Genomic DNA, 19,344 nt, shown 5'->3' with positions numbered 1-19,344 from the left:
GTCGACCCGGGTGGGTAGGTTCGCCTCCATGGTGACCGCGAACTGGGCCGGCAACGTCGTCTTCTCCTCGCGGGAGGTCCACCGCCCCGATTCGGTGGCGCGGCTGCAGGAGCTGGTGGCCCGGAGCGACCGGGTCCGGGCGCTCGGTTCCGGGCACTCGTTCAGCCGGATCGCCGACACCGACGGCGAACACGTCACGCTCGCCGGGCTCCCGCCCGTCGTCGAGATCGACACCGCCGCGTCCACGGCCCGCGTCTCGGCGGGCCTGCGCTACGGCGAGTTCACCGGACGGTTGCACGAGGCGGGATTCGCCCTGCCCAACCTGGGTTCGCTCCCCCACATCGCCGTGGCCGGCGCCTGCGCCACCGGCACCCACGGGTCCGGGCAGGCCAACGGCGCGCTCGCCACGGCCGTCTCCGCCGTCGAGCTGGTGGGTGTCGACGGCGAGCTGCGCACCGTCCGCCGCGGCGACCCGGAGTTCCCCGGCTCGGTCGTGTCGCTCGGCGCGCTCGGGATCGCCACGGCGCTCACGCTGGACCTGCGTCCCACGTTCGGCATCCGGCAGTGGGTCTACGAGGGCCTCGCGCTCGAGGACGCCGAGGAGGCCCTCGGGGGCGGCTACAGCGTCAGCCTGTTCACGCACTGGGCGGGCGCGGGCGTCGAGCAGGTCTGGCTCAAGCAGCTCGACACCGACCCCGAGCCGCCCGTCCGCTGGCTCGGCGCGACGCGGGCCGCGGCGCCGGTGCACATGGTGCCCGGGGTGGACCCGCAGCACTGCACGGCCCAGCTGGGCGAGCCCGGGCCATGGCACGAGCGGCTGCCGCACTTCCGGCTCGCGTTCACCCCGAGCAGCGGGGAGGAACTGCAGTCGGAGTACTTCGTGCCCCGCGCCGCCCTCGCCGACGCCCTGCGCGCGATCGACGGCGTCCGCGACCACCTGCGGCCGGTGCTGCAGGTCTCGGAGATCCGCACGGTGGCCGCGGACGACCTGTGGATCTCCCCCGCGCAGGGTCGCGACTCCGCGGCCCTGCACTTCACCTGGGTGCCCGACACCGAGGCCGTGCTGCCCGCGGTGGCCGCGCTGGAGACGGCGCTCGCCGAGTTCGGCACCCGCCCGCACTGGGGCAAGGTGTTCGGGACGACGCCGGCCACGGTCGCGTCGCTCTGGCCGCACCTGGCCGACTTCGCCGACCTCACGCTGAAGCACGACCCGGAGGGCAAGTTCCGCAACGCGATGCTGGAGGCCTACCTGCCCCGCTGACGCGCCCCGGAGAAGTTCAGGAAAGCCACATTCCTGTACTGCAGGTTCATGAATGTGGCTTTCCTGAACCCGGGGCGGGGCCTACCCCTGCACCACCGGGTTCGTCAGGATTCCCACCCCGGGGATGCGGCACTCCGCCACCGTGCCGGGGCGGATCTGCACCGCACCCGGGGTGCCGGTGGCGATGATGTCGCCGGGGTACAGGGGCATCACCGCGCTGTGGAAGCTCACCAGGAACTGCGGGGAGTAGCGCATCCGCGCGACGGTGTTGCTGCGGTGCACGGCGCCGTCCAGGACCGTGCTGACCTCGACGTCGGCGAGGTCGCCCACCTCCGCGAGCGGCACGATCTGCGGCCCGAACGAGAAGAAGCCCGGGAAGTTCTTGGACCGGGTGAGGAAGCGCGGGTTGCGCTCCAGGATGTCCTCGGCGGTCTGGTCGAGCACGGTGGTGACGCCGAAGACGTGGTCGAGCGCGTCGGCCTCGCTCACGTTGCGGCAGTAGCGGCCGATCACGAGCGCCAGCTCGCCCTCCGCGGTGGTGCGCGAGCTCTGCGGCGGGATCGGGATCTCCTCGCCCGGGCCGATCACCGTGTGGTCGCCCTTGACGAACGACGCCGGCTCCTCGGGCACCTGCTCGGACAGGTCGGCGGCGTGGTCGACGTAGTTCAGCCCGATGCCCCAGATCAGCCGCGGGTGCCGGTACGGCGCCCCGAACGCCACCGACGACTCCGGCACGAACTGCGCGTCGGCGGCGGACTCGACGGTCTTCGCGAGCTCGGCGACGCGTTCCCCGGTGAGGACGGCCCGGACGTCGCCGTCGAACCCCGGGAGCAGGTCGGGCACGCGGGCGACCCCGCGGGCCGGGTCGACCACGGCCGGGATCTCGGTCCCGTCGACACGGATGCTCGCCAGACGCATGCTGGTCCTCTCCTGCGGTGGTAGTCAGGCCACGGTACGGGCCTTGCGGCGGCCGACCTCCGCCAACCTCGCCGAGATCGCCTTCCGGATGCGGGGCAGCACCGTCGGCAGCAGCACGAGGACCGCGATCACGATGAGGAGCACCAGGCTCGTCGTGCGCTGCACGAAGATCGTGAAGTCGCCGCCGGAGATGATCATCGTCTGCCGGAGGGTCTCCTCGGCGAGCGGCCCGAGCACCAGCGCGATCACCAGCGCCGCGGGCGACATGCCGTACCGGCGCATGAAGAACCCGAGCACGCCGCAGCCCAGCATGATCCCGACCTCGATGATGCTGCCGTTCACCGAGTACGTCCCGGCGACGCAGAGCAGGATGATCACGGGGGCCAGCATGCGGAACGGGACGCGGGCGATGCTCGCGAAGACCGGGATGCAGAAGACGTTGACCAGCAGCAACATCACGTTGCCCAGGTACATGCTGGCGATGAGGCCCCAGGCGAACTCCGGGTTCTGCTCCATGAGCAGCGGCCCCGGCTGCAGCCCCCACATCAGGAAGCCGCCGATCAGCACCGCGGTGGACGCCGACCCCGGGATGCCCAGCGTCAGCAGCGGCACCATCGCCCCCGCGGACGCGGCGTTGTTCGCCGCCTCCGGCCCGGCGAGCCCGGCCATCGCGCCCTTCCCGAACCGCTCCGGCGTGCGCGAGACCGACTTCTCCAGTGTGTAGGACATCAGCGAGGCCACCGTGGCGCCCGCTCCGGGCGCGGTGCCGACGGCGAACCCGAGGAACGAGCCGCGCAGGATCGGGCCGCGGGACTCCCGGAAGTCCCGCCGGTCGGGCCAGAACCCTCGGCTGCCCGCGCCCACCGCGAAGTAGCCGAGCCGCTCGAGGTGCCCGCCGCGCCAGAGGGTGTGCAGGATCTCGCCGATGCCGAACAGGCCGATGGCGACCGGGATGAAGTCGATCCCGTTGATCAGCTCGGTGGAGCCGAACGTGTAGCGCTGCGCCCCGCCGCCGATGTCGACGCCTACCGTCGCGAGTGCGAACCCGATGAGCGCGGACAGCGCCCCGAGCAGCCAGTTGCGGCCGATGACCACGATGAGCGTGAGCAGACCGGCGATGACCACCAGGAACAGCTCCGGCGGGCCGAAGCTGCTCGCCACCGCCGCGGTGACCGGGGCGGCGATGCTGATGAGCACCGCGCCCACGGTGCCGGCGACGAACGAGGCGACGGCGGCCATCACCAGCGCGGGGCCGGCCCGGCCCTGCCGGGCCAGCGGGTACCCGTCGAACGTGCTGGCGACGGTGGCCGACTCCCCCGGCGTGTTGATCAGCACCGACGTGATCGTGCCGCCGTACATCGCGCCGTAGTAGACCGCGGCCAGCATGATGATGGCGCCGGTCGGGTCGAGGCTGAACGTGAGCGGCAGGAGGATCGCGAGGCCGGCCGACGGACCGAGGCCGGGGATCACCCCGACGACCATCCCGATCATCACGCCGGCCGCGAGCAGCAGCACGTTCTGCACGGTCAGCAGGGCCAGGATCCCCTGGCCGAGATCGACGAAGACGTCCACGGTGTCGTCCCCCTGCGGTCTAGAACGGCAGCACGCCGGCGGGCAGTCCTGCGTTCAGCAGCGTCTGGAAGAGCAGGTACAGCCCGACGGCCAGCCCGACACCGAGCACGGCGTTCAGCACCGGGTGCTCGCGGTTGAGCAGCCACAGGCAGCCCAGCAGGAACAGCGCCCCGGCGACGACCGCCCCGAGCACCGTGAACACGGCGGCGAGGGCCACGCTGGCCCCGACGACGATCGCCATCGTCCGCGGGTGCCGGCCGAGGTCGGGCCCGTCGGTCTCCGTCTCGGACTCGGTCTCGGGCTCGGCGCGGCGCACGCTGCGCACCAGCGCCACGACCGTGAGGACGACCCCGACCCCGCCGATGATGCGGGGGAAGAACCCGGGCCCGATCCGTCCCGCCGCGGTCCGCCACTCCATCCCGAGCGCGAGCTGGACGTAGCAGGCGAAGACCACGAGCAGGATCCCGAAGAACACCGTCCGCGCGCCGACCTTCCACCGGCGGTTCGCCGCCACCGGGACGGCTCCGGACTCCACAGCCGTCACAGCGCGCCGCGCTCGGTGAGGATGCGCTTGAAGTCGGCCTGCGTCTTGTCGAGGTACGAGGAGAAGTCCGGGCCCCAGCGCAGGTCCTGCGACAGGTGGTTGCTGGCGACGTAGTCCTTCCACTCCTGCGTCTCGACGACCCGCTTCATCGTCGTGATCCACCACTGCTGCGCGTACTCGGGAGCGTCCGGCGGGAGGATCAGCCCGCGGGGCATCGACGGGAGCCCGGTGAACCCGAGCGACTCGTCGGTGGGCACGTTCGCGATCTCCGGCAGGGGCTCGGCCGCCGTCGTGAGCAGCGCCCGCAGCTGGCCGGCCTGCACCTGCCCCAGCACCGTGCCCGGGTTGGAGATGATCGCCTCGAGGCTGCCGGACAGCATGGCCGTCTGCATCTGCCCCTCGTCGTTGAACGGCACGTACTCGATCGCGTAGCCGGCCTGGTCGGCGAGCATCGCCTGGATGATGAAGTCGACGTTGACGGTGCCGATCCCGCCGACGACCACGCTCCCCTTCCCCCGCGCGTGCTCCACCCAGCCCGCCCAGTCGGTGACCGGGCTCGTGCCGGGCACCAGGAAGAGCGCGTCGTCGGTGGCGAAGAGCCCGACCGGCGTGAAGTCCTGCGGCTGCCAGCCCGTGTCGGCCTGCAACGGCGTGGTGATGAACGAGCCGGACGTCGTCGAGATCGAGTAGCCGCTGCCGGCGTCGCTGAGGACGTGCCCCCACCCCGTGGCTCCGCTGCCGCCCTCCCGGTTCTCGACGACGATGTCGTGCGGGTAGAGCTCGTGCTTCTTCAGGATGTCCACGATGGCGCGGGCCATGATGTCGTTCCCGCCGCCCGGCCCGAAGGCGATCGTCCAGTCCAGGTCCTGCGACGGGTACTGCTCCGGCGACTCGGTGGTCCCTGCGCCGGAGCAGCCGGCCAGGACCACCACGGCGGCCGCGGCGAGTGCCCTTCGGAGAAACATGGCGGTCTCCCTTCCCGGCGACGGTGCCGGAGTGCGGGGCTCTACGTGCTGGGCTTCGTCATGTCCACGTGAACCGGGGCGGGCGCTTCTCCAGGAACGCGCGCACGCCCTCGGCGTAGTCACCGGTGTCGAACGACCCGCTGCGGATCGCGATGGTCTCCGCGTCGTCGGTGAGCTGGCCCGCCACGACCCGCCGGACCATCTCCTTGCCCTTCCGCACGCTGTACTGCGCGCGCGTGGTGACGATCTCGGCGAACCCGTACGTCGTGGCGGCGAGCTCGTCGGTGGGCAGGACCTCGTCGAACAGCCCGAGCGCGACGGCGCGATCGGCGGGGATCTGCTGGCCCGAGACGAGGATCCAGGTGGCGCGCGACGGCCCGGCGAGCTCGACGATCCGCCGGGTGGACTCGAGGCTGTAGACGAGGCCGAGCTTGGCCGGGGTGATCGCGAAGCGGGCGCGGTCGTCGGCGAAGCGCAGGTCACAGGCCAGCGCCAGGCCGGCGCCGCCGCCGATGCAGTAGCCGTGCACCATCGCGATCGTCGGCTTCACCATGCCGTCGAGCGCGCGCTCGGCGGCGGCGACGTGCTCGTTGTAGCGGCGGGCGCGCTCGGCGTCGCCGCGCTCCCGCTCGAACTCCGCGATGTCGGCCCCGGAGGCGAAGGACTTCTGCCCCGCTCCCCTGAGCACCACGACCTTGACGTCCGGGTCGGCGTCGAGCCCTGCGAGCAGGCCGGGCAGCTCCCGGTACATGTCGATGGTGATCGCGTTGTGGCTCTGCGGCCGGTTGAGCACCACGGTGGCGACGCCGTCGGGCCCCTCACGATCGATCAGGATCTGGTCGGACATGGGTCAGGAAGCCTGCCTTTCGGGGTGGGCGTCGTAGGCGACTCCGCTCGCGAACAGCTCGGCCACCTCGTCGTCGCCGATGCCGCTGTCGCGCAGCACCTGCGCGGTGTGCTGCCCGAGCCATGGCGCGGGGCCGCGGACCCGGAAGTCGAGCGCGGAGAACTTGGTGGGCGGCGCGATCGTGCGCATCGGCCCCATGATCGGGTGCTCCTGCTCGACGACCATGCCGCGCTCGATGACGTGCGGGTCGTCGAGCGCCTCGGCGTAGGTGAGCACGGGGCCACCCGGCACGCCGGCCCGGTCGAGGCGCTTGATCCACTCCTCGGTGGTGCGGGTGGTGGTGAGCCGCTCGATCTCGATCTCGAGCTCGTCGATGTGCGCCATCCGGTCGGTCAGCGTCGCGAACCGGGGGTCGGTGAGCCACTCCGGCCGGTCGAGCACGCCGGTGACCAGGCGCTTCCAGAGCCGGTCGTTGTTGGCGCCGACCGTGACGTAGCCGTCGGCGGTGCGGTACGCCTGGTACGGCGTGGAGCGCCGGTGCCGGGTGCCCGTCGCCGCGGGTTCCTCTCCCCCGCCGAACCAGGCGCCCGACTCCCACACCGTCCACGCCAGGCCGGCGTCGACCAGCGAGATGTCCAGGTGTTGCCCCTCGCCGGTCTGGCCCCGCTGGATCTGCGCCGCGAGCACGGAGTAGATCGCGGTGGCGCCCGCGGCGATGTCGTTGATCGCGATGCCGACCTTGGCCGGGCGGCCGCCCGGCTCGCCGGTCATCCGCATCAGGCCGGTCGCGCCCTGGGCCATGATGTCGAAGCCCGGCCGGTCCCGGTACGGCCCGGTCTGCCCGAACCCGCTGATCGAGCAGTAGATGATGTCCGGCCGCACGGCCCGCACGGCCGCGTAGTCGATGCCGAGGCGGCGCACCACGCCCGGCCGGAAGTTCTCGATCACCAGGTCGGCGTCGGCGGCGAGGCGCAGGAAGAGCTCACGCCCGCGGTCGGTCTTGAGGTCGAGCGAGATGCTGCGCTTGCTCCGGTTGGGCATCGCGAAGGGGTAGCTCTCCCCCTCCACCTTCGGCGCGAGCCGGCGGGAGTCGTCACCGGTGACCGGCTGCTCGACCTTGATCACGTCGGCGCCGAGCTCGGCCAACACCATCGTGCAGTAGGGCCCGGACAGGAACCGGGTCAGGTCGAGGACGCGGAATCCGTCGAGCGGGAGCACCGTACCGCCTTTCCCGTATCACGGGATATCATCCCGCGTTGTGGAAACAGTACGATTCGACTCGGCCCTGGTCAAGGGCTCGGGCAGCGGAGGAGCGGTGGCGGACGCAGCGGAAGCCCCCACGCGGGCCGGCGTCCAGTCGATCGACCGGGCCGTCGCGATCCTGCGCTGCTTCGACGCGCGCCGCCCCGAGCTGGGCATCAGCGAGATCGCCCGGATGACCGGCCTGTCGACGAGCACCACCCACCGGCTGCTCGCCGCGATGCAGAACAACAGCCTGGTGCGCCAGGCCCCCGGCCGCCGCTACGGGCTCGGCCCGCTGCTCGTCCAGCTCGCCCGCAGCGGGGCCGTCCCCACCACGCTGCGCGACACGGCGCTGCCGCTGATGCGCGTGCTGCGGGACGAGATCGACGAGACCGTCGCCGTCCACGAGCTGCTGCCCACCGACGAGCGCGCCGTCGTCGACCAGGTGGAGAGCCACCAGGAGCTGCGGCGCACCTACACCGACATCGGCGTGCCGCTCGCCCTGCCGCACGGCGCACCGGGCAAGGCGATCCTCGCGATGCTGCCGCCCGACCGGCAGGAGCGCTGGCTCTCCCAGCCGATCCCGGCCGCGACGCCCCGGACGATCACCGACCCCGACGAGCTACGCGCGCAGCTCGCCACGATCCGCGCCCGCGGCTGGGCCGACTCGTACGCGGAGCGGTACCCGGGCATCCGCGCCGTCGCGGCCCCGCTCTTCGACCACACCGGCGCCGTGGTCGGCGCCCTCGGCACCTCGGTGCCCGAGGTGCGGATGGACGACCGCCGAGCGGCCGAGCTCGGCGAACGCGTGAAGGCGGTGGCGTGGGAGGTCTCGGAGACCCTGGGCGCGACGACGGAGGCGGTGGCCCGCACGGTGGAGGCAGCGGGCGGGGGAGCCTGACCCGTTGCACGAACGGCACTCTCGTACCGCCCTATTGGACGAGAGTGCCGTTCGTACAGGTCAGCGGCGGCCGCGAGTGGGTGGTGTTGGCGCGATTCGCGAAGGCCCTCGCGTTGGCCGGTCGGAGATGTGATCGGGTAGGTCCGGGTGGCCCTCGTTTGATTCGCGTGGGGTGCACGAGCGGGCGCGCGGCGCGTTGCGCGCGGCGGTACGAACAGGGCCAGGTGGGAGAACCACCGATCCTGTGGGCACGCTGCGAGATGCTCGTCTTACCTCCCGGACCAGCGTACGAGCACTCACCTCGGGAGCAGGTCGACTGCGCGTAGTCACCTGCGGTCACGGGTCGGGACCACCGGATAGTTGCGTGGGCACCCGGCAGTGACGGTCTCGTCCAGGACGGGCGTGCCCCCGCGTCGGGGACGGCCGTCCACGTCACCACGGGTTCGGTAGTTCCGCCCACCCGGCCACCTCACAGAGGTGAGGGTCGCTGCGGGCAGGTGGACCGCACGGGAGGCCGGGAGCCGCGGGGTGGCCGTCCGGCGCGGGGTGTCGGGGACGGCGCGCCAAGCCGCCCGTTTCATGATCAGATAGATCCCACGGGGTCCCGGATCCAACACCCAAGGAGTCGACATGATCACTGTGGGATGCGGCTCAGCGCCCCGGACAAGGCGATCCGCCGCAACTCGGACCGATCAAGCGACCTTGATCGCTACGAGACCACGCTGATCGCCACCGCGAGGGCCGGTTGCAACATCTCGGATCGATCACAGGCGCCGACCGCGCGAGCCCCGGCCCCTCTGCACTCCAGGGCATGCTTCCGCTGCACGAACGGCACTCTCGTCCGAACTTGTCGGACGAGAGTGCCGTTCGTACGGGTCAGCGGCGACCCCGGCGGCGCTGGTCCTGGGGCGGGCCGTTGCGGGGCGCCGCCGCGCGGAGGTTGGGGCGCTCGCCCGCCGCGTCCCACCTCGCGTAGGCGTCGACGATGTCGGACACCAGCCGGTGGCGCACCACGTCCTTGCTGGTGAGCTGCCCGAAGTGGATGTCGTCGACGTCGCCGAGGATGTCGCGGACGATGGTGAGCCCGGAGCGGGTGCCGCCGGGCAGGTCGACCTGCGTGATGTCGCCGGTGACGACGATCTTCGAGCCGAAGCCGAGGCGGGTGAGGAACATCTTCATCTGCTCGGGCGTGGTGTTCTGCGCCTCGTCGAGGATGATGAAGGCGTCGTTGAGCGAGCGACCGCGCATGTACGCCAGCGGCGCCACCTCGATGGTGCCGGCGGCGATCAGCTTCGGGATCGACTCCGGGTCGATCATGTCGTGCAGCGCGTCGTACAGCGGCCGCAGGTACGGGTCGATCTTCTCGTAGAGCGTGCCCGGCAGGTAGCCCAGCCGCTCCCCCGCCTCGACGGCCGGGCGGGTGAGGATGATCCGGTTGACCAGCTTGGCCTGCAGCGCCTGCACGGCCTTGGCCATCGCCAGGTACGTCTTGCCGGTGCCGGCGGGGCCGATGCCGAAGACGATGGTGTGGGCGTCGATCGCGTCGACGTAGCGCTTCTGGTTGAGCGTCTTGGGCCGGATCGTCTTGCCGCGCCGCGACAGGATGTCGAGCGACAGCACCTCGGCGGGCGACTCCCCGATGCGGGCGCGCTCGTCGGCCTGTCCGTCGCCGAGCATCTCGACGGTGCGCCGGACGGCGTCGGGCGAGACCTGCTGGCCGCGCTCGGCCAGCATGATCAGCTCGGTGAAGACGCGCTCGGCGAAGGCCACATCGGGCGGGGTCCCGGTGAGGGTGAGCTCGTTGCCACGGACGTGGACGTCGGCCTCGAGCATGTCCTCGGCGACGCGCAGGCTCTCGTCGCGCGAGCCCAGCAGCGCGAGCAGAGCGGCGTCCGGAACGGCCATGCGGGACTGGACGGGATCCGGATGGGTCAAGGGGTGTGCCGCCTGCTTCCTGTCTCTGCTCGTGGGACTGCGTCGATGCTACCGCGGGAGACCGACGAAACGCCCGCCGTTTCGGGCCGCGACCCTTGACAGCGCATTTAGTCCACCGATTGGATTTAACACATGCACGACGACTCCGAGCTGGTCCAGCAGCGGGTCGCGCGGTTCGTCCGCGAGCGACTCGTCCCGGCGATGCACCGGGAGCGGGTGCCGCTCGAGGTGACCGCGTGGACGGCACCGGGCGAACCCGTGCCGTTCGCCGAGGCGGTGCGGCAGGAGTTCACCCCGTTCGCGGTGGGCTCCCCGTGGGGCCGGCCGTGGGGCACGGTGTGGTTCCACGTCACCGGCACGGTGCCGGCGGGCTGGACCGACCCGGGCACCCGTCCCGAGCTCGCCGTCGACCTCGGGTTCGCCGGCGTGCAGCCCGGCTTCCAGTCCGAGGGGCTCGCCTACACCCCGGACGGCGTCGTGGTCGCGGCCGTCGAGCCGCGCAACGCGCAGGTCCCGCTCCCGGGCGGCCCGGGATCCGTGGTCGACCTGTACGTGGAGGCGGCGTCCAACCCCGGCGTCGCGAGCGGCTGGACGTACGCCCCCACGCGGATGGGCGACCTCGCCACGGCGGGCGACGACCCGCTCTACCGGCTCGTCGCCGCCGACATCGCGCTGCTCGACGTCCCGGTCTGGGAGCTGGCTCAGGACTTCTGGACACTGTCCGGGCTGGTCACCGAGCTGCCCGCGGACCTGCCGCGGCGCGCCGAGGTGCTGCGCGCGCTGGAGCGGGCCGTCGACGCCGTCGACCCCGACGACGTGGCGGGCACCGCCGGGCAGGGCCGGGCCGAGCTGGCCGGCGTGCTGGCGAGCCCGGCGTGGCCGAGCGCGCACCGGGTACACGCCGTCGGGCACGCCCACATCGACTCGGCGTGGCTGTGGCCGGTGCGCGAGACCGTCCGCAAGGTGGCACGGACGTTCGCGAACGTCCTCGACCTGATGGACACCGACGACGAGTTCGTGTTCGCCGCGTCGTCGGCCCAGCAGTACGCGTGGCTGCAGGAGCACCAGCCGGAACTCTTCGAGCGCGTCAAGCAGCGGGTGGCCGAGGGCCGGTTCGTGCCGGTCGGCGGGATGTGGGTCGAGTCCGACACCAACATGCCCGGCTCCGAGGCACTCGCCCGCCAGTTCGTGGCCGGCAAGCGGTTCTTCATGGAGCAGCTGGGCGTGGAGCCCCCCGAGGTGTGGCTGCCCGACTCCTTCGGCTACTCCGCCGCGCTCCCCCAGATCATCACGGCCGCCGGCTCCCGCTGGTTCCTCACCCAGAAGATCTCCTGGAACGAGACGAACGTGATGCCCCACCACACGTTCCGCTGGGAGGGCATCGACGGCACCCAGGTGTTCACGCACTTCCCGCCCGTGGACACCTACAACTCCGAGCTGTCGCAGCGCGAGCTGGCCCGCGCCCAGCGCCAGTACGCCGAGAAGGGACGTGCCAACACCTCGCTCGTGCCGTTCGGCTGGGGCGACGGCGGCGGCGGGCCCACCCGCGAGATGCTCGCCGCGGCCGCGCGCACGAAGTCCCTGGAGGGATCGCCGGCCGTCCGGATGACGACGCCCGCCGAGTTCTTCTCCACGGCCGAGGCGGAGTACCCGCGCCCGCCGGTGTGGTCCGGCGAGCTGTACCTGGAGTTCCACCGCGGCACCTACACGTCGCAGGCCCGCACCAAGCGCGGCAACCGCCGCAGCGAGCACCTGCTGCGCGAGGCGGAGCTGTGGGCCACCACCGCGGCCGTCCGGGCCGGCCTGCCCTACCCCGCCGACGTGCTGGAGCGCTGCTGGCACACCGTGCTGCTGCAGCAGTTCCACGACATCCTGCCGGGCACCTCGATCGCCTGGGTGCACCAGGAGGCCGAGCGCAACTACGCCCGGGTCGCCGAGGACCTCGAAACCGTCATCGCCCGCTCGCTCGCCGCGCTCGCCGGCGACGGGCACGGCGAGGTCGTCGTGAACGCGGGCCCGTACGCGCGAGACGGCGCCCCCGCGCTCGGCGGGGTCGTGAGTGGAAACGAGCGCTACGGCACTCGTATCCACGCACGGCCTGTTGTGGTCGAGCCCGGAGCGGCGGGGACGACCCTGGACAACGGCATCGTGCGAGCGGTGATCGATGCCCGCGGCCTGCTCACCTCGGTGTACGACCTGGCCGCCGAGCGCGAGCTCGTGCCGCCCGGCGCGGCGGCGAACCTGCTGCAGCTGCACCGCGACACCCCGACCCAGTGGGACGCGTGGGACATCGACGAGCACTACCGCCGCCACGGCCGCGACCTCACCGACGTCGCCGAACTGGCGGTCGTCGACCGCGGGCCGGAACGGGCCTCCGTGCGGATCGTGCGCAAGGCGGGCGCGTCGACGGTCACGCAGGTGGTGTCCCTCGACGCCGGTTCGGCGGCGATCGACATCGACACGCACGTCGACTGGCACGAGCGGCAGAAGCTGCTCAAGCTCGCCTTCCCCGTCGACGTGCACGCGGAACGCGCGACGTCGGAGATCCAGTTCGGCCACCTGCACCGGCCGATCCACACCAACACCTCGTGGGACGCCGCCCGTTTCGAGACCGTCGCCCACCGCTGGGTGCACGTCGGCGAGCCCGGCTACGGGGTGGCCGTCGCGAACGACTCGACCTACGGCCACGACGTCACCAGGTCGACCCGTGCGGACGGCGGCACGACCACGGTCGTGCGGCTGTCGCTGCTGCGCGCGCCGCTCTTCCCCGACCCCACCGCCGACCAGGGCGAGCACCGGCTGCGCGTGTCCCTGCGCGCCGGCGCGACGATCGGGGACGCGGTGGCCGAGGGCTACCGCCTGAACCTGCCGCTGCGCACCGTCCCGGGCGGCTCGCCGATCGCACCGCTGGTGACCGTCGACTCCCCCGCGGTCGTCGTCGAGGCCGTGAAGCTGGCCGAGGACGGCAGCGGCGACGTCGTGGTCCGGCTGTACGAGGCGCACGGCGGGCGGGCGAGCGCCCGGATCACGGCCGGCTTCGAGCACTCGGGCGTGGTCGAGACCGATCTCCTGGAGCGGCCCCTCCCGGAGCCGGTCTCCCTCTCCACCGACGGCACACGGCTCGACCTGCGCCCGTTCCGGATCGCCACGCTCCGGTTCCACCGTCCATGAACAACTGATGCTCATCCGTCATTGACACCCGTGTGATCCGGGCCATAGCGTCCGCCGAGTAAGGGCTTTCCGTCCATCCCGTCACCGACGACGAGAGGCCAGCATGCCTGCGGGAAAATCCGATTTGCCGAATATGCCGCTCTCCACTCGGCGCACGTTCCTGTCGCTCGCCGGCGCCCTCGGCCTGGGTGGCGCGCTGGCCGCCTGCGGCGGCGACAGCGGTGGGCTCGACAGCGGGAGCGGGTCCGGTGGCGGCAGGCCGACCCTCAAGCAGTGGTACCACCTCTACGGCGAGTCGGGCACCGAGCAGGCCGTGAAGCGGTACGCCGAGGGCTACGAGCCGGCCACCGTCGAGGTGCAGTGGACGCCGGGTGACTACAACTCGAAGCTCGCCTCGGGGCTGCTGTCCGACAGCGGTCCCGACGTGTTCGAGTACGGCGAGTTCAACGTGGACATGGTCCGCAGCGGGCAGGTCGTCCCGCTCGACGACATCGTCGGGCCGGTGCGCGACGACTACACCGCCGTCGACATCACGGCCACGTCGCTCGACGGGGCCATCTACGGCGTGAAGGTCGTCGACGACACCGGGTTCATCTACTACCGGAAGAGCCTGCTGGCGGCGGCCGGCGTGCAGCCGCCCACGACGATGGACGAGCTGATCGATGCGTCGCGCGCGCTCGACCGGGGCGGCGTCAAGGGCCTGTTCATCGGCAACGACGCCGGCGTCACCCCGGCGTTCGGGGGCGGCGCGATGCTCGATCCCGTGCTGTGGGCGGCCGGCACGGCCAACCTCACCGCGGACAACCAGGTCGGGTTCACCACCCCCGAGGCCAAGGACTCCTTCCGGAAGCTGCGGGAGCTCGCCGACAGCGGGTCGCTCCTGCTCGGAGCGCCCACCGACTACTGGGACCCCTCGGCCTTCACCCAGGAGCTCACCGCCATGCAGTGGTGCGGACTGTGGGCGATGCCGAAGATCCAGGAGGCGCTGGGCGACGACTTCGGCATCGTGCCCTGGCCGGCGCTGAGCGCCACCGTCGGCAAGCCGTCCACGTTCCTCGGTGGCTGGACCTCCATGGTCAGCGCCAAGGCGCAGGACGTCGACATGGCCAAGGACTTCACCAGGTGGCTGTGGATCGACAACGCCGAAGCTCAGGAGGACTTCAACCTCAACTACGGCTTCCACATCCCGCCCCGCAAGAGCCTCGCCTCCCGTGCCCAGAAACTGCAGGAAGGGGTGGCGGCCGAGGCGCTGCGCATCTTCAACGAGTCCGCGGTGGCCCGGAACCCGATGTGGACCCCGAAGATGAAGTCGGCATTCGCCGATGCCGCCACCGCGATCGTGCGTGCGGGTGGCGACATCGACGCCGAGCTCGGCAAGGCGCAGCAGGCGGTCGAGGCCGAGCTGGCCCGCCTCGCGGCGTGAGCGGAGCTCACCATCGGACACAGCACAGCCGCAGCTGGAGCGCAGCCGACGAGCACCAGCGAGGAGGTTGCGTGACAGCGGTCCAGACTCCGCCCGCGGCGGCGCGGCCGGCCGGCACCCGGCCGCGTCGCCGCGGGAGCATGGGGGCGACGCCCGCGTTCTGGCTCTTCATGGGGCCGTTCCTCGCCGGGCTGGTCCTGTTCGTCTACCTGCCGATCGCGTGGAGCTTCGTCCTCAGCTTCAACCGGGCGCAGAACACGGTGGAGCCCCGCGAGTTCATCGGCATCCAGAACTACATCGACCTGCTGTCGCCCGGGCCGTTCCTGGACAGCCTGTGGACGTTCACGATCTTCGCCGCGATCATCGTGCCGATCACGTTCGTGCTGGCGCTGCTGCTCGCGGTCCTGCTGAACCAGATCACCGTCGCGCGGGCCTTCTTCCGGTCGGCCTTCTTCCTGCCCACCGCGTGCTCCTACGTCGTCGCGTCGCTCGTCTGGAAGCTGTCCATCTTCAACGGCGTCCGCTTCGGGCTGGCCAACCAGGTGCTCTCGCTGTTCGGTGTGGACAACATCGCGTGGTTGTCGTCGGTGAGCCCGCCGTGGTACTGGCTCGTGATCGCCACCGTCCGGCTGTGGCTCCAGCTCGGCTTCTACATCATCCTGTTCCTCGCCGGGCTGCAGCGGATCTCGCCCGAGCTCTACGAGGCCGCGTACGTCGACGGCGCCAAGGCGGGGTGGCAGACGTTCCGCCACATCACCCTGCCGCAGCTGCGGACGACGTCGGTGGCGGTGCTGCTGCTCAACCTGATCGCGGCCTACCAGGCCTTCGACGAGTTCTACAACCTGCTGGGCAACAGCTCGCTCGCCCGGCCGCCACTCGTCTACCTCTACTACACCGCGCAGGGCAACCAGGACTACGGCCACGGCAGCGCGGGCGCCATGATCCTCGCCGCCCTGATCGTGCTGGTGACGCTGGTGCAGAACCGCGTCTACGGGTTCGGGAGGCCCGAGACATGAGGCCCGAGACATGAGGCAGACGAGCGTCCCCGGCACCGTGGCGCGGTACGCCGCTCTGGTCGTCGCGACCGTGCTGTTCCTGGTGCCGTTCTACCTGATGCTGCGCAACGCGCTCGCGACCGACAAGGAGATCACCGGCGTCGACTGGACGATCTTCCCCGGCTCGCTGCAGTGGGGCAACATCGCCGAGGTCTTCGAGGAGACGTCGGGGAACTTCGCGCGCACCCTGTTCAACTCGGCGTTCATCGCGGTGGCACAGACCGTCGGCACCGTGGTGCTCTCGGCGATGGCCGGGTACGCGCTGGCCCGCATCCCGTTCCGGTTCGCCACCCCGATCTTCTACGCGGTGCTGCTGACGCTGATGGTGCCGCCCGCGGTGACGTTCGTGCCGAGCTTCATCATCGTGTCGCGGCTGGGCTGGGTGAACTCCTACCAGGGGATCATCGTCCCGGTGCTGTTCAGCGGGTTCACCGCGTTCCTCTTCCGCCAGTACTTCCTCAACTTCCCGCGCGAGCTGGAGGAGGCCGGGCGCATCGACGGCCTCGGCTACCTCGGCGTCTTCTGGCGGATCGTGGTGCCCAACTCGTTGAGCTTCTTCGCCGCCATCTCGGTCATCACGGTCATCCAGTCGTGGAACCAGTTCCTCTGGCCGCTGGTCGTCGGGCAGGACCAGGACATGTGGACGGTGCAGGTCTCGCTCTCGACGTTGATGACCGCGCAGACGATCAACCTGCACCAGGTGTTCATGGCCGCGCTGATCTCGATCGTGCCGCTGGTACTGGTGTTCGTCTTCCTGCAGCGCTACCTCGTGCAGGGCGTCGCGGAGTCGGGGATCAAGGGCTGATCCCCGCCGGCGTGGACGAGTGATCGCTCCGGCATCGCGGCGAACGCCCTCCGCGGGCCCCGAGCCGGATCTCGGAACGATCAGGGCCGGTGATCCTCACCCACCTGCGGGTGCGCGACTTCTCGCCGTCGCTCGGGCTGGCGGGCGCGTTCCTCGCGCTCGCGGTGGCCTCGATCGTGACGCGGCTGGCCGTCTGACCGTCACGCCTGGTAGAAGGCGCTGCCGTCCAGCCGGCCGCCGTCGCAGACCGGCCCGAGGTCCCAGATCACGGAGAACGGCGAGGTCTCGTCCGGCGGGATCACGCGGAGCTGGCTGGCCGGCACCTGGCACGGCTCGTCCACCGGCTCGTCGCCGGTGGGCACCACGGTCCACTTCAGGTCCTTCCGCGCGGCCGACCCCGGCAGCAGCCGCACGAGTGCGGGCGCCGGGTCGGGCAGCCGCGTCAGCCGGGTCGGGATCGGCACCCCGCTCGCGGTGTAGAGCTCGGCGCCGCCGTAGCCGTACAGCGTGCACGTGTTGGTCGACGTGTTGGTCACCACGAGCGTCGCCACGCGCTGACCGGCGCCCGGCTCTCCCGGCTCCATCCGCCCCGCGAGCTGGGCGGGCGCGCACCGCGGGTCCCCCGGGGGAACGTCGGGCGGTCGCTCCGCCCCGCCACCGCCACCGGCTGCCGGGGGCGGAGGCGGGCCCGGCGCTGCCGCCGGGGGCGCCACGGCCGCGGGCGTCTCCGCCGGCGTCGCCGTCGGAGCGACGGTCGCGATCCCCACGCCGGTGGGCTGGTCCGTCCCCGCGCAGCCCACCAGCAGCCCCATCCCCACCAGTAGAACGCCTGCACCCGCCGCGATCCGAGATCCGCCCATGTCCGTTCCCCTGCCGTTCGACTCCCCTGTGCAGGAAAGACGCGCCGGCACGGGAACGGTTGCCATGGCGAACGAGGTCCTCAGCCGATGGTGGTGCCGGTCGAGCGGTCGGGCACGACCCGGTCGACGAGCCAGATCGTGAGCGCGGCGGCGGCGTAGCAGGCACCCGAGATCGACGCGGCCGGCCACCCCGCCCGCGCGTAGAGGGTGGAGGTCGTGACGGCGCCGAGGGCCGATCCCAGGGAGTAGCAGATCATGTAGGCGCCGATGATGCGGCTGCTCGAGTCCGGGTCCCGGGCGACGATGAGGTTCTGGTTGGTGACGTGCACGGCTTGGACGGCGAAGTCGAGCAGCACCGCGCCGAGGGCCACGAGCCACAACGCGTGCCCGGCCTGCCCGATGAACCACCACGAGGCGATCAGGACGGCCAGCGACGCCACCGTGACCGCGCCCGCCCGGCCGCGATCGGCCCACCGACCGGCGCGGGCCGCGCCGAGGGTGCCGGCCAGGCCGGCGAACCCGAACAGACCGATCCGTTCCGGGGAGAGCCGCCAGGGGGCGGCGCTCAGCGGCAGGGCCAGACCGCTCCAGAGCACACCGAAGGAGGCGAACAGGAAGAACGCGATCAGCGCCCGGGTCCGGAAGACCCGGTCGGCGGCTCCGAGGACGAGCATCGAGGCGACCGCCCGTCCGTACGACCGCGGCGCCGGGCGTGGTCGGTCGTCGGGCAACGCCATCCAGGTCAGGACGGCCATGGCCACGGCCACAGCGGCCGCGCACGCGTAGACGGCCCGCCATCCGGCGAGGCCGCCGACGAACCCGGCGACCGTACGGGCCGTGATGATCCCGACCACCACCCCGGAGGTGACGATCCCGAGGTTCCGGCCGCGCTCCTCGGGAGGGGACAGCGCCGCGGTGTAGGCGACCGCGATCTGGACCACCACCGAGAAGGCACCTGCGAGCGCCACCCCGGCGTAGAGGGCCGACGGGGTCGTCGAGGTCGCCACCACGGTGGCGCCCACCGCGATCAGCAGCAGATGCGCCGGGATGAGCGACCGGCGGTTCAGCCAGTCCCCCAGGGGGACGAGCGCGGCGAGGCCGACCAGGTAGCCCGCCTGCCCGGCGGCCACCACCCAGCCCAGCTGCCCGGTCGAGATCGACATGTCGGCGCCGACCCGCTCGAGCAGGGGCTGGGCGTAGTAGACGTTCGCCACCGACACCCCGCACAGCACCGCGAGCAGCAGGCGGCGCGCAGGAGTGAGTCCGATGGTGGGAAGCGCGGGTGTCGAGGGCGGCACGACCGTCCAATCGGTAGTAGATTGCAACCAATCGGCAACGTAGACGCAAAGGTGGTAAAATGCAACCGATCGAGCCCGGGGGTGGGTGGTCCGACCCTTCCTGCCCCGTCGCGCGCACCGTGGATCTCGTCGGTGACCGGTGGAGCCTGCTGATCCTCCGCGATGCCGTCGGCGGAACCCGGTCGTTCACCGACTTCCAGCGCGGCCTCGGCGTCGCCAAGAACATCCTGACCGACCGGCTACGCCGGCTCGTGGACCACGGCATCCTCCGCCGGCAGACCGCTCCGTCCGGGAAACGCCAGGAGTACGCCCTCACGGGCTCCGGTGAGCAGCTCTTCACCGTGATCGTGGCCTTGCGCCAGTGGGGCGAGGCACACGCGTTCGACACCGGTGAGCCGCATTCGGTGCTGGTCGACGACGAGACCGGCGCCCCGGTTCCGACACTGCGCGTGGAACGGCCCGACGGCGCCGCGCTCACCGCCGCGAACACCCACGTCGAGAAGCCGGCCCGGTGACACAGCGCGGGGCCGATGCCCGTCGATACGCG

The 19,344-nt window shown here is 71.7% G+C and carries 16 protein-coding genes; 7 read left to right on the top strand and 9 right to left on the bottom strand.

Annotation, left to right across the window (positions count from 1 at the left end; translation table 11 throughout):
• The first annotated feature begins 28 nt into the window (after positions 1-28).
• A complete protein-coding gene (locus ACU436_RS16485) occupies positions 29-1,261 on the top strand; it encodes a D-arabinono-1,4-lactone oxidase (RefSeq protein ID WP_459026164.1) in 1,233 nt (410 codons plus the stop codon).
• An 81-nt stretch (positions 1,262-1,342) separates the two neighbouring features.
• Here ACU436_RS16485 and ACU436_RS16480 read toward each other — a convergent pair whose 3' ends face one another.
• Genes ACU436_RS16480 through ACU436_RS16455 form a run of 6 tightly spaced genes read right to left on the bottom strand, consistent with a single transcriptional unit; the run spans position 1,343 to position 7,325 of the window.
• A complete protein-coding gene (locus tag ACU436_RS16480) occupies positions 1,343-2,179 on the bottom strand; it encodes a fumarylacetoacetate hydrolase family protein (RefSeq protein WP_459026162.1) in 837 nt (278 codons plus the stop codon).
• Positions 2,180-2,203: 24 nt separating this feature from the next.
• Positions 2,204-3,751 (bottom strand): tripartite tricarboxylate transporter permease, encoded by a 1,548-nt coding sequence (locus ACU436_RS16475; RefSeq protein WP_459026161.1) that lies wholly within the window; start codon positions 3,749-3,751, stop codon positions 2,204-2,206.
• A gap of 19 nt (positions 3,752-3,770) precedes the next feature.
• Positions 3,771-4,295 carry a tripartite tricarboxylate transporter TctB family protein gene (locus ACU436_RS16470; RefSeq protein WP_459026159.1) on the bottom strand — a complete coding sequence of 175 codons (525 nt, stop codon included), beginning with the start codon at positions 4,293-4,295 and terminating at the stop codon, positions 3,771-3,773.
• On the bottom strand, positions 4,292-5,260 hold the full coding sequence (locus tag ACU436_RS16465; RefSeq protein ID WP_459026157.1) for a Bug family tripartite tricarboxylate transporter substrate binding protein: 969 nt from the start codon (positions 5,258-5,260) through the stop codon (positions 4,292-4,294). Before ACU436_RS16465 ends, ACU436_RS16470 begins: the two co-directional genes overlap by 4 nt.
• 58 nt (positions 5,261-5,318) lie before the next feature.
• Positions 5,319-6,107 carry an enoyl-CoA hydratase-related protein gene (locus tag ACU436_RS16460; RefSeq protein ID WP_459026155.1) on the bottom strand — a complete coding sequence of 263 codons (789 nt, stop codon included), beginning with the start codon at positions 6,105-6,107 and terminating at the stop codon, positions 5,319-5,321.
• Positions 6,108-6,110: 3 nt separating this feature from the next.
• On the bottom strand, positions 6,111-7,325 hold the full coding sequence (locus ACU436_RS16455) for a CaiB/BaiF CoA transferase family protein (RefSeq protein WP_459026153.1): 1,215 nt from the start codon (positions 7,323-7,325) through the stop codon (positions 6,111-6,113).
• A gap of 40 nt (positions 7,326-7,365) precedes the next feature.
• On the opposite strand from ACU436_RS16455, the gene ACU436_RS16450 reads away from it, so the two are divergent.
• Positions 7,366-8,250 carry an IclR family transcriptional regulator gene (locus ACU436_RS16450; protein ID WP_459026151.1) on the top strand — a complete coding sequence of 295 codons (885 nt, stop codon included), beginning with the start codon at positions 7,366-7,368 and terminating at the stop codon, positions 8,248-8,250.
• A gap of 876 nt (positions 8,251-9,126) precedes the next feature.
• On the opposite strand, the gene ACU436_RS16445 is transcribed toward ACU436_RS16450, so the two are convergent.
• Complete coding sequence (locus ACU436_RS16445) at positions 9,127-10,185, bottom strand: PhoH family protein (protein ID WP_459026149.1); 1,059 nt, start codon at positions 10,183-10,185, stop codon at positions 9,127-9,129.
• A 132-nt stretch (positions 10,186-10,317) separates the two neighbouring features.
• On the opposite strand from ACU436_RS16445, the gene ACU436_RS16440 reads away from it, so the two are divergent.
• The 4 genes from ACU436_RS16440 (at position 10,318) to ACU436_RS16425 (ending at position 16,639) form a co-directional block, all read left to right on the top strand.
• A complete protein-coding gene (locus ACU436_RS16440) occupies positions 10,318-13,356 on the top strand; it encodes an alpha-mannosidase (RefSeq protein WP_459026147.1) in 3,039 nt (1,012 codons plus the stop codon).
• Positions 13,357-13,489: 133 nt separating this feature from the next.
• Complete coding sequence (locus ACU436_RS16435; protein WP_459026145.1) at positions 13,490-14,779, top strand: ABC transporter substrate-binding protein; 1,290 nt, start codon at positions 13,490-13,492, stop codon at positions 14,777-14,779.
• A 140-nt stretch (positions 14,780-14,919) separates the two neighbouring features.
• The gene (locus ACU436_RS16430; RefSeq protein WP_459027012.1) at positions 14,920-15,795 is read left to right on the top strand and encodes a carbohydrate ABC transporter permease; all 876 of its coding nucleotides are present in this window, start codon (positions 14,920-14,922) and stop codon (positions 15,793-15,795) included.
• 10 nt (positions 15,796-15,805) lie between these two features.
• Positions 15,806-16,639, top strand: coding sequence for a carbohydrate ABC transporter permease (locus ACU436_RS16425; RefSeq protein ID WP_459026143.1), 834 nt, complete (start codon positions 15,806-15,808; stop codon positions 16,637-16,639).
• A 200-nt stretch (positions 16,640-16,839) separates the two neighbouring features.
• On the opposite strand, the gene ACU436_RS16420 is transcribed toward ACU436_RS16425, so the two are convergent.
• Together ACU436_RS16420 and ACU436_RS16415 are read right to left on the bottom strand one after the other, a co-directional pair.
• Positions 16,840-17,499, bottom strand: a complete 660-nt coding sequence (locus ACU436_RS16420) for a DUF4232 domain-containing protein (RefSeq protein ID WP_459026141.1) — start codon at positions 17,497-17,499, stop codon at positions 16,840-16,842.
• A gap of 80 nt (positions 17,500-17,579) precedes the next feature.
• Positions 17,580-18,797 (bottom strand): MFS transporter, encoded by a 1,218-nt coding sequence (locus ACU436_RS16415; protein WP_459026139.1) that lies wholly within the window; start codon positions 18,795-18,797, stop codon positions 17,580-17,582.
• Between the two features lie 59 nt (positions 18,798-18,856).
• Here ACU436_RS16415 and ACU436_RS16410 point away from each other — a divergent pair, with 59 nt between their 5' ends.
• The gene (locus tag ACU436_RS16410; protein WP_459026137.1) at positions 18,857-19,312 is read left to right on the top strand and encodes a winged helix-turn-helix transcriptional regulator; all 456 of its coding nucleotides are present in this window, start codon (positions 18,857-18,859) and stop codon (positions 19,310-19,312) included.
• Positions 19,313-19,344: the final 32 nt, after the last annotated feature.

This window comes from Pseudonocardia wallangbongensis (assembly GCF_054486945.1).
The sequence above is the reverse complement of the archived record's forward strand: the minus strand, read 5'-3'. Positions and strand labels throughout refer to the sequence as shown.